This window comes from Streptomyces sp. NPDC002671, assembly GCF_053592475.1.
This window is the reverse complement of record NZ_JBSFVU010000028.1, coordinates 64,260-80,615: the sequence shown is the minus strand read 5'-3', so window position 1 is coordinate 80,615 and position 16,356 is coordinate 64,260. Positions and strand designations below refer to the sequence as shown.

Genomic DNA, 16,356 nt, shown 5'->3' with positions numbered 1-16,356 from the left:
CGGAAGCCTTTCGTGCGACAGCAGGACCCGCGCGGCGGGTGCTGCTGGGCGCCACGCTGCTGGGTGAACGTATAGGCATACGATCACTTGTCACAAGTTAATGCCGCGCAGATCACGTGAAGATCACAGAAGCGAACGCCTGTCATCTTCGGCTGGTTGGGCTGAGTTCACGGGGCAAGCCCCTCACTGGACGGGCGTGAACTCCACCGGCAAAGTGCGCAGTCCGCGCATGATGAGTCCGCCGCGCCAGCGCAGCTCGGCCGGATCCGCCGCGAGCCGCAGGTCGGGGAGGCGGGTGAGGAGGGTGGCGAGCGCGAACTGGCCCTCCAGGCGGGCGAGCGGCGCGCCGAGACAGTAGTGGATGCCGTGGCCGTAGCCGAGGTGCTGGTTGTCCCGGCGGGACAGGTCCAGCCGGTCCGGGGCGGTGAACCGCTCCGGATCCCGGTCGGCGGCGGCGAGCACGACGAGCACCGGGTCGCCGGCGGCGATGTCCTGCCCGCCGATGGTGAGCGGCCGGGTGGCGAACCGCCAGGTGGCCAGCTCCACCGGGCCGTCGTAGCGGAGCAGTTCCTCCACGCCGGTCTCCAGCAGCTCCCGTTCCCCGGCGGCGAGGGACCGCTGGAGCCGCTGCCGCTGTTCGGGGTGGGTGAGCAGGGCGTATGTGCCGTTCCCGATGAGGTTGACCGTCGTCTCGAAACCGGCGAAGAGCAGGATGAAGGCCATGGCGGCGGCCTCGTTCTCGGTGAGGTGCTCGCCGTGGTCGGAGGCGCGGATCAGGCCCGAGATCAGGTCCTCGCCGGGCGCGGGCTCGGCGGGCAGCGCCGCCCGCTTGCGGTGGATCAGCTCGGCGAGATAGCCCCGCATCTTCTTCACCGACCGGGCCACACCGCCCCGGGGCCCTCCGCCGTGCCGGATCATCATGCCCGCCCAGTCCCGGAAGTCGTCCTGGTCCTCGCGCGGGACGCCGAGCAGGTCGCAGATGGCGTAGATGGGGAGCGGGAAGGCGAACTCGTGGATGAGGTCGGCGGAGCCCTTCGCCGCGAACCCGTCGATGAGCTGGTCGGTCAGCTCCTGCACGCGGGGCGCGAACTCCGCGACCCGGCGGGGCGTGAACGCCTTGCTGACCAGCCGGCGCAGCCGGGTGTGGTCCGGCGGGTCGATGTTCAGCAGGTGCGTCATCAGCTCGGCCTTGCGCTCACCGGGGATGCCGGTCTTGCCCTTGGCGTGCGCGGGCTCGTCGTGATGCGCCGGGTTCTTGCTCAGCCGCTGGTCGGCGAGCGCCTGCTTGGCATCGGCGTACCGGGTGACCAGCCAGGCCTCCACCCCACTGGGCAACCGGGTCCGGTGCACGGGGGCGTGCTCCCGCAGCCAGGCGTAGGCCGGGTAGGGGTCGGCGGCGAACTCCCAGGTGAAGAGGTCGGGGGCGGGGGCGCCGGGGGCGGGCTGGGGGTTGAGCTGGTTGGTCACTCCTTGACGGTATCCGGCTTGTCCGACGTCTCGCCGAGGGCCTTCAGGGCACCGGGGTGACCCATGTCGGCGGATTTGCGGTACCACTGCCTGGCCTCGTCCGGCTTGCCTTCCTTCGCGAGGAGGGCAGCGAGACGGTAGGCGCCATAAGCGTCGGCCACCGTGTAGCCCTTCTCGTATTTCTTGCGGGCCTCGTCGAGACGTCCCCGCATCTCCAGAAGGACGCCCTGATGAGTGGCGTCCAGCGGGTAGATGAGGGGGTTCGCGTCTCCGTCGAAGTAGTCGTCGTCCAAGGGGCTCGGCTTGTGGAAGACAACCTCAAGCAACTCGGCCGCCTGCTCGTCACCCGCGTCCGCAGCGCGTGTCAGCCAGATCTCCGCCGCCTCGCGCTGGCCCTCGATCAACTGGAACATGCCCTGGCTCCTGGCCCCTTCGACGTAGCCAAGGCGATCCGACTCCAGATACCACTCTCTCGCCAGGTTGACATCGCTCGTGAGCAACAGATCCGCCAGCTCGTGCGCCGCCGCCCCCTTCCCCGCCTCCGCGGCCGTCAGCAGCCAGCGCTCGGCGCGGTCGCGGTGGATCCGGCCGAGGTGCAGCGCGGCCCAGGAGCTGCCGCCCTCGGCGGCGATCTCCAGGTAGGGAAGCGCCTTCTCCTTGTCCTCGTCGGACAGAAAGATCAGCGCCGCCTCCGCCGCCGCGTCCGTGTGGCCCGCGTCGGCCGCGCGGCACAGCAGGGAAACGGACTCTTGGCCGTCGAGGTAATACGCGAGGTGGAACATCACCTCCGCGTCCCCCGCCTCGACGCGCGAGCGCAGCGCCGCGCGGGCCGCGCCGAGAATCGCGTCCTTGTCCAGCGGCGCGCCCTCGATCGCCGCGTCCAGCAGCGTCCACCACACCTCGTCCGGTACCGGCTCCAGGTTCCCCGCCCGCAGTGCCTCCGCGACCAGCGCCCCGTATGCCCGCCAGGTGCCGTCCTCCTCGCCGGCCACGAGCAGTCCTGAGACCCGGAACATCCGCGCGGTCGCCCAGGCGAGCGCGTCCTCGAACGGCTCCCCCTCGCCCGTCTCCCCGGCCGCGCCGTACTGCTCCTGGACCTTCCTGAGCAGTTCGGCCGGCACCGCCCCGGTGACCCCGCAGCGAGCGAGATCGACCGCCGCCCGGACCAGCGACTGCCCGCGCGGGTGCTCCGACCGCGTACCCTCCCGCTGCCACTCGTCGAACAGGAGCTGCCCGACCGCGAAGTACGGGGCCACTCCCTCCTTGCCGCTCCACATGTACGCCGGGTACGCGCGCGGGTCGTCGAGTGCCGACAGCCGCTCCAGCTCGGCGTCGCTCCACTCGCGCTCCAGCAGAACCGGGCGGGCCGCGGTGACGACCTGGTCGTCGGGAGCGGACCTGGCGCGGCGCAGGTAGTACTCGGTGGGGCTGATCGTGCCGAGCACGACGGCACCGAGCTGGTTGAGCCGCCTCAGCAGTCGCAGATCAAGCAGGCCCGGACCGAGGTGCTCGGTCAGCTCGTCCAGCCAGACGACGTGCTTGCCGGGGTCCTTCCGCAGTGCGGCCTCCAGCGGGCGCAGGTCCTCGCCCGGGTAGGGGGCGTACAGGCGGCGGTCCTCCAGTAGGCGCACGCCGTGCCACGCGGTGTACGACTTGCCCGCGTACGGCTCACCCACGATCAACACCAGCCCGGGGCGGTCGAGTTGGGCGCGCAGGTCATCGTCGCGGTCGCGCGGCACGTACGGCGGCACGTCGGGGAGCCCCGCCACCGGCCCGGTCGGATGCACACCGAACTCCCCCGCCCCCACCTCACCGACCGGCCGCCACTCCACGGGGGCGGGAAGGGTGTTGTAGTAGTTGCGCTCCTCCCCGACGACGCGGCCGTAGAAGTTGCCGTTCCGCATGTCGATGTGATCACCCGCGACTTGGGTTCCGGTGTCTCCCCGGGGCGTGGGGGCCGAGGCGGTGCGAGCCGGCTGGGGTACGGGGGCAGGGTAACCGGCCGCGATGGCCACGAGTTTGGAGAACTTCTCGGGATGGTTGTCGCGCACCGTCGACAGGGAGCCGAGCTGCCGCTCGGTCCGCGTCTCCCGTGATCCCGTACGCCGTATCCAGATGTCCATGACGTCGCGGACACCTGCCCGCTTCATCACCTGAGCGACCCTCTGTGCCGTGGTCGGCGAGCTGTCGATCGCGCGCAGAAGCGCTTTCCTCAGCTGCACCAACTCCGCTGTCACAACCGCCCCCACGCATCGCGCCCGCCCGTTGGAGCAACGGTATCAAGCAGGCAGCCCCTCAGCAGCCCGTATGGCGTCCCGGTATGCGCGGGCCGCCGCCCGCAGTGCGGCCTCCGGGTCGATGCCGTCCGCCTCGGCGCGGGCCGCCAGCTCCAGCAGCTCGTAGCCGATGCCCGCGCCGCTCGGCAGGGGCACGTCCAGGCCCGCCGTGCGGGCGCGGGAGACGAGCTTGGCGGCGAGGGCGAGGCCGGGCTGGCCGAGGGGGACGCCCTCCGTCACCGAGGAGCGGCGCTTCTCCTCGGCCTTGGTGCGCAGCCAGTGCTCCTTGACGTCCTCCGGCGTCTCCGCCTTCTCGTCGCCGAAGACGTGCGGGTGGCGGTGGATCAGCTTGGCGACGATGCCGCCGGCCACGTCGTCGACGGAGAACGGCGCGTCCGGGTCCTCCTCGGCGATGCGGGAGTGGAAGACGACCTGGAGCAGGACGTCGCCCAGTTCCTCCCGCAGTTCGTCGCGGTCGCCGGCCTCGATGGCCTCGACCAGTTCGTACGCCTCCTCGATGCCGTACTTCGCCAGGCCCTGGTGGGTCTGCCGGGACGACCAGGGGCATTCGGCGCGGATGCGGTCCATGACCTGGACGAGGTCGAGGAGGCGGGCGCCGGGCAGGTCGTAGGAAGCGGGCAGCAGCTCCAGCTCCGGCATCCGGACGCGGCCGGAGCCGGCGAGGCGGGCCAGGCCGTCGGTGAGGGCCGGTTCGCCCTCGCCGGTGGCCACGACCACCGCGGTCCGCCCGCCGGCGCAGGCGTCGACCAGCTCCTGCGCGGTGGGGGACGCCTCCGCCACCGCTATCCCGGCCTCGCGCAGATACGGCAGCTGCGGATGGGCGCCGTCCGCGCACAGCACGGCGTCCGCGGCACGCAGCGCCTGCCAGGCGGGCCAGGACAGCAGGCCGGGCGCGACTCGGTGGCTCGTGGTGAGCAGGACGATACGGCCAGGGGCTTCGGGGCTGATTGCGTTCACGATCCGAACGTAACGCACGGTGCGGAGGGAGCGGCTCGGTTGTCCACAGGGCCCGCGAATTCTCGTGATCGTATGACTGGCAGCCCGCCCCGTCCGCCGTTCCGTTCCGGCGGCCCGGCGCCTACGCCGACAGCGGCTGCCCGCCGTCCGCCGTGACCTCCCGTACCCAGGGCGTCTTCGCATCCACCCGGCTGCTCCGCTGCACGTCCCACGAGCCGTAGCGCGGATTGAGGTCGACGTGGAGTTCCTGGGACGCCTTGGACAGGGCTTTCCAGAAGGCGGGCTGGCTGGTGTCGGTGCCGAGGCCGGCGGCGAGCTTCTGCGCCTCCAGCTGGAGGCGGAGGTTGTCGTCGAGGCGCTTGGGCGCGATGCCGTACTTCTGCAGCCAGGCCGTCTCCAGCCCCTTGGCGCCGCCCGTCTGCTGCTCCAGGCCGGCGCGCATCTGCTGGACCTCCTTGCGGGTGACCGTGACGCCCGCGTCCTGTGCGGCCCGGTGCAGCACCCGGTCCAGGACCATGTTGTGCAGGGTGTCGCGGGTGAGGCTGCTGGTGGAGGCGAGGACCTGCTGGTACTGGGCCTCGTCCGAGACCGCGGCCCGCTGTGCCTTGCGGACCTCGTCGACCCGGCTCTGCAGCTGGGCGACGGTGATCCGCTGTCCGCCGACGACGGCCGCCGCACCCGGGTGCACATCGTTTCCGCAGGCGGTGAGGAGGGGTGCCGCGGCGGCGATCGCGGCGGAGAGGACGAGCGCGGTGCGACGACGGCGGTGCAAGGAAACCTCCCGAGGAGTTTGTGCGACGGTGCACAAAGTCTTGCGGTGATCGATGGTAGGCAGTGGGCAGGCTGCGGCCAACCCATTCGACCAACGATTCACAGCCGCTTCGGGCACCGTCGCGCCCCTCCCGACGGCAGGAGCCAGGTGTACTCCTAGCCGTGCATCTGCCCCAACCACTGGAGGGTGCGGTGGATGTCCGCCGCCAGCGGATGCCCCGGGCCGTGCACGCGCTCCACGTCCATCAGCAGCCGCGCTAGCGTGTCGTGGGCGGCCGGGCGGTCGCCGAGGGCGAGCAGCAGGTGGCCGATGCGGCGGCGCACGTCGTGCGCGAGCTGCGGGTCGCCGGAGACGTACTGGTTCTCGTAGTACGGCAGCAGCGCGCGGTACTCGGCGAGCGCCGCGGCCGGCTGGCCGAGCTGCTCCAGGCACTGGGCGGCCTCGTAGCGGTAGCGCAGGGACTGCGGGTCGGCCTGGCCCGCCTCGGCGGCGCGTTCGTCGGCGAGGCGGCGCAGTTCGGGCAGGGCGCGCCGGTACTGGCCGTCGTCCAGGAGCGTGGCCGCGTACTGCTTGCGCAGGGTGCGGACGACCGGGGAGTGCTCGCCGTGCTGTTCGGCCGCGGCGGGCAGGATCGCGCCGAGGATGTCCACGGCCTGGGTGATCCGGCCCTCCCCCAGGAGGCGCTTGACCTCGTCCACGGCGGCGGCCACATCGGGCTTCTCGGCCACCGGCGGCGCGGGCGCGACGGGGGCGGGCTGGGGCGCGGGCGTCCGCGCGCGGTCCGGCCAGGGGGCGTGCGGGCGCAGGAAGGGGCGCGTGGGGTCCAAAGGCTCCCCCGTCGGCATCCCGCGCGCGGGCAGCAGCAGGGCCAGGTGCTCGTACACCTCCTGCGCGGAGGCCGGGCGGTGCTGCGGGTCCTTGGCGAGCAGCCTGAGGACGAGGGCTTCGAGCGCCTCGGGGACCTCGGGGCGGATCCGGCGCACCGGAAGCGGGGGCTCGTACAGGTGCCGGTGCAGCACTCCGAGCGCCGTGGAACCGGTGAACGGCACGTCACCGCTGAGCAGTTCGTGTATCAGCACACCGAGCGCGTACAGGTCGGTGTACGGGCCGACTGCACCGCCCATCGCCTGCTCGGGCGCCATGTAGGCGGGCGAGCCTATGGGTGAACCGGTGTGCGTGAGGCGGGTGGTGTCGGTGTCCAGGACCGACGCCACGCCCAGGTCGAGCACGGTGACCGTGCCGTCCTGCTTCACCATCACGTTGCGCGGCTTGAGGTCGCGGTGGACGATCGGCACGGCGTGCACGGCGCTCAGCACGGCGCACAGTTGCGCGGCGACCGCGACCGCCCACTGCCAGGGGTACGGGTCGTGCTCGGCGAGGTGGTCGGAGAGGTCGGCGCCGTCGACGTACTGCATGACGAGGAACAGTTCCTCGCCCTCGCTGCCCGCGTCGTGCACGGTGACGAGCCCGGGGTGGTCGACCTGCGCGGTCACCCGGCACTCGCGCACGAACCGGCGGCGCAGCTCGTCCGCCTCCTGCCCGGCCACCTTGTCGGGGCGCAGCAGCTTCACCGCCACGCGCCGGTCGAGCCGCTGGTCGTACGCCGTCCACACCTGGCCCATGCCGCCCTGGCCGATGAGCGTGGACAGTTCGTAACGGCCGGCGACGACACGTCCCGCCGCCACGCTCACCTTCCGCCCTCGTGGTTGCGCAGGTAGTCGCTCAGCTCGTCCAGTTCGGCGCGCACCTGGTCGATCCGCGCGGGCGCCGGGCGCTGGGGCTGCGGGTGGGGCTGGGGCGGGGTGAGCGGGGTGGCCTGCGGGGGGCCGGGTATCGGGGTGTGCGTCATGGGCGGCGGGGTGTGCGGGGTGTGCGGTGTGACCGGCGCGCTCGCGTACGGCGACGCGGGCTGCGGGTAGCCGTACGACGTCGGGACGGTCTGGGCGTGCGGCGGCGCGTAACCGGACTGCGCGCGCTGTGCGTCGGAGTGGTGCCGGACGTCCACGACCAGGAAGTGGACGGTCGCGGCGACACCGAGGAGCAGGACCGTGGCCAGCGCGAAGTCGCCCCTCCTGTCGTTCTCCGGCACCGAGCCGACCACCGCGAAGCAGGCCATGCCCAGCGCCAGGCTCGCCCAGGCCACCAGCCAGTCGAACCACCGCGCGCGCAGGAACGCGACCCGGAACAGCGGCACGCACGCGAGGATGCCGCACGAGAACATGCCGCAGGCAGCCATCAGCACGCGCAGGGTGATGACGTTTCCCGCGCCGCGGGTGGGCGGCGCCGCGCCGTGGCCGTACATGACTGCTCCTGGGCCGGGGGTTGGTCCACTTCGGAGTTCGAGCCTATAGGCCGACACCGACAAGGGGTTACGGGTCTACCGAACCGTTGTCGCACTGATCGCTTCGGTCATTCCGGCGCCACCGTCCCGTCCGTCAGCCCGTCGTACATCCCGCGCACCAACTGCTCCCCGAGGCGGCTCGCGTGGCGCAGTGCCCGCTCGAACTCGTCGAGGGCGCGGAAGCGCGCGCCGTAGCGCCGCTGTTCGTCCAGCGGTAGCCGGGGCAGCTGGAGGCGGCGCACGTCGAGGCGGGTGGCGGTGGAGGCGTAGCTGCTGGCCTGGCGGTTGTTGGCGGTACCGCGCAGGAAGCCGGCGAGGAACCAGGGGTCGAGCGCCGCGCGATCGGGGCGCAGGAGCACGAGGTTGCGCCCCAGGGCGGCGCCTCCGGTCGCGTCGTCGATCACGCGCGCGACCGAGCCGCCGCCGAGCACCGGTACGACGACGTCGCCCGGCTCGGTCAGCACCGCCTCCTCGTCGCTCTCGGGGAGCGTCCCGGAGGGTGCCGTGCCGGCGAGGACGTCGTGGTCGGTGAGCACGGGCACGCGCGCGTGGCCGCCGTTTCCGCCGGTGCGCATCACCAGGGCGCCCCCGCGCGCGAGTTCGCCGATGGTGGTGAGCGGCCAGCGCGCGGCCGGCGCGGGCGTGGCGGGGGGCGGCGTGAGTTCCGTGGTCAGGCGCAGGGTGACGCCGAGGCGTTCGCGCACCGCGGTGAGCTGCTCCGCGCCGTCGGCCACGGCGGCGGGCGGCAGATGCCGGGCGGGGGCGAGGTCCACGTCGTCGTCGAGGAGTTCGATGACGGGCAGGGAGCGGGCCAGCCCCGGGCGCTCCTCCAGCCGCCCGGCCCGCTCGAAGGCACCCCAGGCGTCCAGGACGGCATCCCGCACCGCCGCCCAGTCGGGTCCGCCGCGCCCCTCGCCGGCGAACCGCCCGGTGTCCACGAGCAGCACCTCGGGCGCGGCCGGTGTCCGGTCGGGGCGGCGCAGCACCCACACGTGGAGTGGGATGTTGTACGGCGGCGCCGCCCCGACCGGCAGCGCGACCACGGCCCGCAGCGCGCCCCGGCGCAGCAGGTCGGCCCGGATCCGGCGCCCGGAACGGCGGGAGGCGGCGGCCGGGGGCATGAGCAGGACGGCGGTGCCGCCGTCGGCGAGCCGGGCCAGCGCGTGCTGCACCCAGGCCAGTTCGGACTCGGTGCGCGCGGGGAAGCCGTACTCCCAGCGGGGGTCGTAGGCGAGTTCGTCGTGGCCCCAGTTGCGCTCGTTGAACGGCGGGTGGCACAGGACGGCGTCGGCGCGCAGCTCCGGGTAGGCGTCGGCGCGCAGGGTGTCGCCAGCGGCGCCGCGCACGCCCGCGCGCGCGTGCAGGGCGAGCCGCAACGTGGTGAGCGCGGCGAGGTCGTGGGCACTGTCCTGGGCGTACAGCTCCTGGTCGGGCCGGGTCTCGACGGCGCGCAGCAGGGCGCCGGTGCCGCAGGCAGGGTCCAGGACGGTACGGGCGGGGCCGGCCAGGTCGGCCATGAGCCCGGCGAGTTCGGCCGGGGTGAGCGTGTACTGGCGGGGGTTGGCGTCCAGATGCCGGCCCAGCAGGAACTCGAAGGCCTGCCGCGCCCCCGTCTCGGCGACCAGCTCGGCCACGCCGCGCAGGAGCGGGACGGAGGGGAGGAGTTCGGGGCCGGTGGGGATGTGCAGCGCGGGGGCGCTGTCCACGGCCGGCGCGGCGTTCACGGGCGCCGGAGGCGTCCCGGTGTTCACGGTGGGCGGGGTGTTCACAGCGGGGGCGGTCGGGGCGGGCGCCCCGGTGTGAGCGGGCGTCCCGGTGTTCACAGAGCCCGCGGTGTTCACAGCCGCCGCCTCGCCCCGGGAGCCTCCGTTGTGAACACGGCGGCTGCGCGTCGCACCGAAGCGCGGGGTCAGCACCTGTTCCAGCGCGCCCGGCAGGATCGCGGCCAGGCGTTCGTCGGAGCCGGTGGCGGCGTCCAGCCAGACGGTGGGGCGCTCGTGGATCAGCAGCAGCACGCAGCCCGCGCGCACCAGGGCGGTGACCGGGCCCTCGGGGTGCCCGGCGAGCTGCTGCCAGACGCGTTCGCGCAGCGGGACCTCGGCGAGCTTGCCCTGCCTGCGCAGCCAGGCCTCGACCTCGCCGAGGGCGAAGGACGGGCTGGTCTCGGTGCCCCCGACCGGTTTGGGGAAGTCGGCGTGGCGGCGACGCCAGTTGCTGACGGCGGCGCGGCCCACCCCGGCGAGCCGGGCGATACCGGCCGCGGTCATCTCTGTCGCGTTGTCCTGCACCAGCCCCGCTCCCCTCGTCCCATGTGTGCACCGAGCATACCGGCGTACACAAGAGCCGTGCATTCACGAGCGTGTACACAACTCATCTTGTGAACCGTGTTGACTCGGTTCACAGGCTCTGCTCTTATTGACCCAGCGAACGAGCGGCCCACCAGAGGGGGAGGCCGCCGCACACGGGAGGGGACCCGTCATGGGGATGAAGGGCAAGGTCGCGCTGGGCGCCGTCGTGGGGGTCGTCGTCATAGGTGTCGTGTCCGCGAACGCGGGCGGCGGCGGTGACAAGGACAGCGGTTCCAACAGCAGCGGCAAGGGCTCTTCGGCCTCCGCCGGGCACAAGCCCGGCGGGAAGAAGGACTCCGGCGGCGCGAAGGCGGCCGAGAAGAAGAAGGCCGCCTTCGACGGGGACGGCGAGTACCAGGTCGGCTCCGACGTGAAGCCGGGCACCTACCGCTCGACCGGCAACACCGACGACATGTGCTACTGGGAGCGCGCCAAGGACGCCTCGGGCGACACGGACTCGCTGCTGGCCAACGACAATGTCACCGGCACGAGTTACGTCACCGTCAAGGCCACCGACAAGCTGTTCAAGTCCAGCGGCTGCAAGGACTGGGAGGCCGTCGACCCGAAGGCGAAGGGGACGCCCGCCTCCGCCATGAGCGGCAAGGGGGGCATGTTCAAGGTCGGCACGGACATCGCGCCGGGCACCTACAAGTCGACCGGGAACAAGGACGACTCCTGCTACTGGGAGCGCACCAAGGACGCCGAGCACGGCCTGGACTCGATCATCGCCAACAACAACGTGACCGGCACGGCCGTCGTCACCATCCGCCCGACGGACGCCTACTTCAAGACAACCAGCTGCGGCGACTGGAAGAAGGCCTGACCGGCACGGTCACCACGCTGGGGCGGTACGCGCCCGGCCCCGATCCGGGCGCGCCCCGCCCAGCCGCCCGCCGAGGGGGCTGGGCCCTGCGCAGGGTCAGAGCGAGTGCCGCATCCACACGTTGGGCTCGACGTAGACGGCGTATCCGCGCTCCGGTTCGCAGCGGACCGGGACCAGTGCGCCGGGCACCTCGACGTCGCCCGCGGTGTCGAAGGGCAGTCCGGTCCAGCGGCGCCACTCCTCCAGCGAGGCGCCCACGGTCATGGAGGCCGGGGCGACGGAGTCGATGGTGGCGCCGGCGCGGGCGTGGACCCGCAGCCACGGGTCCTCCGGCAGCCCGTCGGGGCGCACCCGGTGCGCGTACTCGGCGATCGGGGTGTGCGGCTCGCGATGCTTGGCGTTCGGGCGTACCGGGGCCACGACCTCGCGGAAGCCGCGGGCGCGGGCGTTGTCCCGCATCGCCGAGAGCATGACCGCGGACAGGCCGTGCCCCTGGGCATGCGGGGCGATGACGACCGAGACCGCGCTGACGGTGTCGGGGCGCGTGCCGCGGCGCAGGTCGGCGAAGGCCCAGAGCAGGATCTGGTCCCAGCCCCGCGCGGGCAGGCCACCCCGGCCCTCGGCCGCGAGGGCGAACGGCACGCTGTAGGCGTGCGCCACGACCTCGCCCCGCTCGTCCTCGGCGAACAGCGCGTACTCCGGCAGTTCGGTGGGGATGCGGCCGTAGTGGGCGGTGCCCACGGGGTCGTTGGTCACGAACTCCGGCCATGTGTCGGCCATGCCGAGCATCGCCGGCAGCCGGTCGGGCCGCTCGGCGAGGCTGCTTACCTTGACGTCCATGCGGGTCACGGTAGGCGGCCGGGGCGGGCGGGGAAAGGGAATTAGCTGGTCACCGGGCCCGGAACCGCTCCGGGGCCTTCGTCGGGTTACCGCCCGTGGGCAGGGCCTGGTGCGGGCAGGTGGCGAGCACCTTCTTCATCGCGGCCTTCTCGGCGGCGGTGACCCACAGGCCGTACTTCTTCTTGACCGCCACCTGCGCGGCGACATAGGTGCAGCGGTAGGCCTTGTCGGGCGGGACCCAGGTCGCCGTGTCGCCGTCACCCTTGCCGCGGTTGGTGCTCGCGTCGACCGCCAGCAGGTTGAGCGGGTCGTTGGCCAGCGCTATGCGCTTGCTGGGGTCCCAGTACTTGGCACCCTTCTGCCAGGCGTCCGAGAGGGCGACGACGTGGTCGATGTCGACCAGGCTCCGGCCGCGCCGGTAGGTGACGTCCTTCCCGGAGTACGGGTCGGGTTCCAGCAGGCCGTACGTCACCTTGCAGGTGCCGCCGGTGAACTTCACGTCCTTCAGGTCGCGTTTGAGTATGTCGTCGCGGGTGTCGCACGAGTTGGAGTCGGTGTCGGCCCACGCGCTGCCGAACCGGGCCCGGGAGTAACCGGTCTTCGGTGCGCGCCCCTTGACGGGCAGTGCGTCGGCGGCGGTCAAGGCGGCGCCCCCGCTTCCCCGCTCGGGCCCGGAGGACCCCTTGCTGTGATCCGCCGTACAGCCGGCCATGCCCGCCACACCGACCAGCATGGCCACGGCGGTGACCGCCCCACCCCTCAGCCGCGCCACGGTACGCCCCCCTAGTTCACCTGTCCGCCCGCACGCACCACGTCCTACGGCGTACGCCTCACGCGCAGGCGGAGTCCAACCTTCCTCTACGGTAACGGGGGCGCAAGGCACGCGCCCCCACAAGACGTGAGGCCGGCTCAGGAACCCAGGATCGACGCCAGGAACTCGCCGACCCAGCCGAGCAGTTCGCGGCCGACGAGCGGCTTGCCGCCCACCTTCGCGGTCTTCGGGCGCGGGACCAGTACCTGGTGCACGGCGGGCTTGATGACCGTGCCCGGGTAGAGCCGCTTGACCCGCAGCTCCTGCGACTCGCGCAACTCCACCGGCGCGAAGCGGATGTTGGCCCCCTGCAGGACGATCTCGCCGACGCCGCACGCGCGCGCGAGCATCCGCAGCCCGGCCACCAGCAGCAGGTTCTCCACCGGTTCGGGCAGCTTGCCGTAGCGGTCGGTGAGTTCCTCGCGGACGGCCTTGATGTCCTCCTCCGAGTTGGCGGAGGCGATGGCGCGGTAGGCCTGGAGGCGCAGGCGCTCGCCGGGCGCGTAGTCGTGCGGGACGTGCGCGTCGACCGGAAGCTCGATCTTGACCTCCAGCGGCGGCTCCTCCTCGACCCCGCCGGTCTCCAGCTGGCGCCGGTAGTCGGCGACGGCCTCGCCGACCATGCGGACGTACAGGTCGAAGCCGACGCCCGCGATGTGCCCGGACTGCTCGCCGCCCAGCAGGTTGCCCGCGCCGCGGATCTCCAGGTCCTTCATCGCCACGTACATGCCCGCGCCCATCTCCGTGTGCTGGGCGATCGTCGCGAGGCGCTCGTGGGCGGTCTCCGTCAGCGGCTTCTCCGGCGGGTAGAGGAAGTACGCGTAGCCGCGCTCCCTTCCTCGTCCGACCCGGCCGCGCAGCTGGTGCAGCTGGGACAGGCCGAAGGTGTCGCCGCGTTCCACGATGAGCGTGTTGGCGTTGGAGATGTCGATGCCGGACTCGACGATCGTGGTCGAGACGAGCACGTCGAACTTCTTCTCCCAGAAGTCGACCACGACCTGCTCCAGGGCCGACTCCGACATCTGGCCGTGCGCGGTGGCGATGCGCGCCTCGGGGACGATCTCGCGCAGCCGCGCGGCGGCCCGGTCGATGGACTCGACCCGGTTGTGGATGTAGAAGACCTGGCCCTCGCGCAACAGTTCGCGGCGGATGGCGGCGCCGATCTGCTTCTCCTCGTACGGCCCGACGAAGGTGAGCACCGGGTGCCGCTCCTCCGGCGGCGTGGTGATCGTGGACATCTCGCGGATGCCGGTGACCGCCATCTCCAGGGTGCGCGGGATCGGGGTGGCGGACATGGTCAGGACGTCGACGTTGGCGCGGAGCTTCTTCAGCTGCTCCTTGTGCTCGACGCCGAAGCGCTGCTCCTCGTCGACGATGACCAGGCCCAGGTCCTTGAACTTGGTCTCGGAGGAGAACAGGCGGTGGGTGCCGATGACGACGTCCACCGCGCCCTCCTTCAGGCCCTCCAGAGTGGCCTTCGCCTCGGTGTCGGTCTGGAAGCGGGACAGGGCCTTCACGCTCACCGGGAACTGCGCGTACCGGTCGGAGAACGTGCCGAAGTGCTGCTGCACCAGCAGGGTCGTCGGGACGAGGACGGCGACCTGCTTGCCGTCCTGTACGGCCTTGAAGGCGGCCCGTACGGCGATCTCGGTCTTGCCGTAGCCGACGTCGCCGCAGATCAGCCGGTCCATCGGGACCGACTTCTCCATGTCCTCCTTGACCTCGGAGATCGTGGTCAGCTGGTCCGGGGTCTCCGCGTAGGGGAAGGCGTCCTCCAGCTCCCGCTGCCACGGGGTGTCGCCACCGAAGGCGTGCCCGGGGGCGGCCATGCGCGCGCTGTACAGCTTGATCAGGTCGGCGGCGATCTCCTTGACCGCCTTCTTCGCGCGGGCCTTGGTCTTCGTCCAGTCGGCGCCGCCCAGACGGTGCAGGGTGGGGGCCTCGCCGCCGACGTACTTGGTGATCTGCTCCAGCTGGTCGGTCGGGATGTACAGGCGGTCGCCGGGCTGGCCGCGCTTGGCGGGGGCGTACTCGACGACCAGGTACTCGCGCGTGGCGCCCTGCACCGTGCGCTGCACCATCTCGATGTAGCGGCCGACGCCGTGCTGCTCGTGGACGATGTAGTCGCCCGGCTCCAGGGAGAGCGGGTCGATGGTCTTGCGGCGGCGGGCCGGCATCCGGGCGCCGTCCTTGCCGGCGGCCTTCTGGCCGGACAGGTCGGTCTCGGTGAGGACGGCCAGCTTCAGCGCCGGGTCCACGAAGCCGTAGTCGATGGAACCGCAGGAGACGTGCACGACGGACGGGCTCAGCTCGCCGAGGTCGCCCGTCTTTGCATCAAGCACAGTCAGGCGGGCCGCGATGCCCTCGCCGCCGAGCACCTCGACGGTGCGGGCGGCCGGGCCGTGGCCCTCGGTGACGAAGACCGTGCGCCAGCCGTCGGCGAGCCAGCCCTTGGTGTCGGCGAGGGCCCGCGCGGTGTCGCCGCGGTAGGTCTCGGTGGCGTGCATGCCGAGTTTGAGGGTGTCTGCGTCCAGTTCTTCGTCGGCCGCGAACGGGGACACCGACCACCACATCATGTCCAGCTCGCGCGCGCGGTCGCGGACGTCGGCGATGGACCACAGGGAGGCCGCGCCGACGTCGATGGGCGCCTCGCCGCCGCCCGCGGTGGCCGCCCAGGAGGCCTGGAGGAACTCCTGCGAGGTCGCGACGAGGTCGGCGGCGCGCGTGCGGACCCGCTCCGAGTCGCAGACGACGGCCATGGCGCCCTTGGGCAGCACGTCGAGCAGCAGCTCCATGTCGTCCACCAGGACCGGGGCGAGGGACTCCATGCCCTCCACCGCGATGCCCTCGGCGATCTTGCCGAGCAGCTCGCCCAGCTCCGGGTGCTCTTCGGCGAGGGCACGCGCGCGGGCGCGGACGTCGTCGGTGAGCAGCAGCTCGCGGCAGGGCGGCGCCCACAGGCCGTGCTCGGCGACTTCGAGGGAGCGCTGGTCGGCGACCTTGAAGTAGCGGATCTCCTCGACGTCGTCACCCCAGAACTCGATGCGCAGGGGGTGTTCCTCGGTGGGCGGGAACACGTCCAGGATGCCGCCGCGTACGGCGAACTCGCCGCGCTTCTCCACCAGTTCCACGCGCGCGTACGCGGCGGCGGCCAGGGCTTCGACGATGGTGTTCAGGTCGGCGGTCTGGCCCGTCTTCAGGGACACCGGCTCCAGGTCGCCGAGGCCCTTGACCTGCGGCTGGAGCACGGAGCGTACGGGCGCCACGACCACGGAGACCGGGCCCGTCTCGGGGTCGTCGGCGCTGGGGTGGGCCAGGCGGCGCAGGACAGCGAGCCGCCGTCCGACGGTGTCGCTGCGCGGGCTGAGCCGCTCGTGCGGGAGTGTCTCCCAGGAGGGGTACTCCACGACGCCCTCGGCCGGCAGCAGGGAGCGCAGGGCCGCGGCCAGGTCCTCCGCCTCCCGGCCCGTCGCCGTGACCGCGAGCACCGGGCGGCCGGTCTCGCGGGCCAGGGCGGCGACAGCGAAGGGGCGGGCCGCCGCGGGGCCGACGAGGTCGACGTGCATGCGGTTGCCGTCCGCCGCGGCCTTGATGGCTTCCGTGAGGGCGGCGTCCTTGACGACGGCGTCGAGCAGACCGTGCAGGCTCATGGGGCTTTTTCCGTCCAGGGGGGTGGGCAACGCAAAGAGCCCGACGCGTG

Annotated in this window: 11 protein-coding genes; 1 reads left to right on the top strand and 10 read right to left on the bottom strand. The window is 72.4% G+C overall.

The window, feature by feature from the left end; all coding sequences use genetic code 11:
• Window positions 1–183: 183 nt before the first annotated feature.
• The 7 genes from ACWD35_RS34055 to ACWD35_RS34025 form a co-directional block, all read right to left on the bottom strand.
• Window positions 184–1,467: a cytochrome P450 family protein gene (locus ACWD35_RS34055; RefSeq protein ID WP_451355212.1), complete on the bottom strand. Its 1,284-nt coding sequence runs from the start codon at window positions 1,465–1,467 to the stop codon at window positions 184–186.
• Complete coding sequence (locus ACWD35_RS34050; protein WP_451355211.1) at window positions 1,464–3,590, bottom strand: tetratricopeptide repeat protein; 2,127 nt, start codon at window positions 3,588–3,590, stop codon at window positions 1,464–1,466. The genes ACWD35_RS34055 and ACWD35_RS34050 overlap by 4 nt, the downstream gene beginning before the upstream one ends.
• Window positions 3,591–3,746: 156 nt before the next feature.
• Complete coding sequence (locus tag ACWD35_RS34045) at window positions 3,747–4,721, bottom strand: nucleoside triphosphate pyrophosphohydrolase (RefSeq protein ID WP_451355210.1); 975 nt, start codon at window positions 4,719–4,721, stop codon at window positions 3,747–3,749.
• A 121-nt stretch (window positions 4,722–4,842) separates the two neighbouring features.
• A complete protein-coding gene (locus ACWD35_RS34040) occupies window positions 4,843–5,493 on the bottom strand; it encodes a SurA N-terminal domain-containing protein (RefSeq protein ID WP_451355209.1) in 651 nt (216 codons plus the stop codon).
• A gap of 155 nt (window positions 5,494–5,648) precedes the next feature.
• The gene (locus ACWD35_RS34035; protein WP_451355230.1) at window positions 5,649–7,142 is read right to left on the bottom strand and encodes a protein kinase domain-containing protein; all 1,494 of its coding nucleotides are present in this window, start codon (window positions 7,140–7,142) and stop codon (window positions 5,649–5,651) included.
• A gap of 38 nt (window positions 7,143–7,180) precedes the next feature.
• The gene (locus ACWD35_RS34030) at window positions 7,181–7,795 is read right to left on the bottom strand and encodes a hypothetical protein (protein ID WP_451355208.1); all 615 of its coding nucleotides are present in this window, start codon (window positions 7,793–7,795) and stop codon (window positions 7,181–7,183) included.
• A 107-nt stretch (window positions 7,796–7,902) separates the two neighbouring features.
• Entirely contained in the window at window positions 7,903–10,122 is a 2,220-nt protein-coding gene (locus tag ACWD35_RS34025) for an N-6 DNA methylase (protein WP_451355207.1), read from the bottom strand.
• 190 nt (window positions 10,123–10,312) lie between these two features.
• Between ACWD35_RS34025 and ACWD35_RS34020 the strand changes: the two genes are divergently transcribed.
• Window positions 10,313–11,005: a hypothetical protein gene (locus tag ACWD35_RS34020; protein WP_451355206.1), complete on the top strand. Its 693-nt coding sequence runs from the start codon at window positions 10,313–10,315 to the stop codon at window positions 11,003–11,005.
• 96 nt (window positions 11,006–11,101) lie between these two features.
• Here the strand turns inward: ACWD35_RS34020 and ACWD35_RS34015 are convergent, their stop codons facing one another.
• From ACWD35_RS34015 to mfd, 3 genes are all read right to left on the bottom strand, one after another.
• Window positions 11,102–11,845: an N-acetyltransferase gene (locus ACWD35_RS34015; protein ID WP_451355205.1), complete on the bottom strand. Its 744-nt coding sequence runs from the start codon at window positions 11,843–11,845 to the stop codon at window positions 11,102–11,104.
• Between the two features lie 49 nt (window positions 11,846–11,894).
• Window positions 11,895–12,617 (bottom strand): HNH endonuclease family protein, encoded by a 723-nt coding sequence (locus ACWD35_RS34010; RefSeq protein WP_451355204.1) that lies wholly within the window; start codon window positions 12,615–12,617, stop codon window positions 11,895–11,897.
• 137 nt (window positions 12,618–12,754) lie between these two features.
• On the bottom strand, window positions 12,755–16,306 hold the full coding sequence (mfd, locus tag ACWD35_RS34005) for a transcription-repair coupling factor (protein ID WP_451355203.1): 3,552 nt from the start codon (window positions 16,304–16,306) through the stop codon (window positions 12,755–12,757).
• Window positions 16,307–16,356 lie beyond the last annotated feature (50 nt).

Excerpts from the sequence above, each read along its gene's own strand:
- ACWD35_RS34050 (WP_451355211.1), bottom strand. The coding sequence starts at position 3,590 with ATGGACATCTGGATACGGCGTACGGGATCACGGGAGACGCGGACCGAG.
- ACWD35_RS34030 (WP_451355208.1), bottom strand. The coding sequence starts at position 7,795 with ATGTACGGCCACGGCGCGGCGCCGCCCACCCGCGGCGCGGGAAACGTC.
- ACWD35_RS34020 (WP_451355206.1), top strand. The coding sequence starts at position 10,313 with ATGGGGATGAAGGGCAAGGTCGCGCTGGGCGCCGTCGTGGGGGTCGTC.
- ACWD35_RS34015 (WP_451355205.1), bottom strand. The coding sequence starts at position 11,845 with ATGGACGTCAAGGTAAGCAGCCTCGCCGAGCGGCCCGACCGGCTGCCG.
- mfd (WP_451355203.1), bottom strand. The coding sequence starts at position 16,306 with ATGAGCCTGCACGGTCTGCTCGACGCCGTCGTCAAGGACGCCGCCCTC.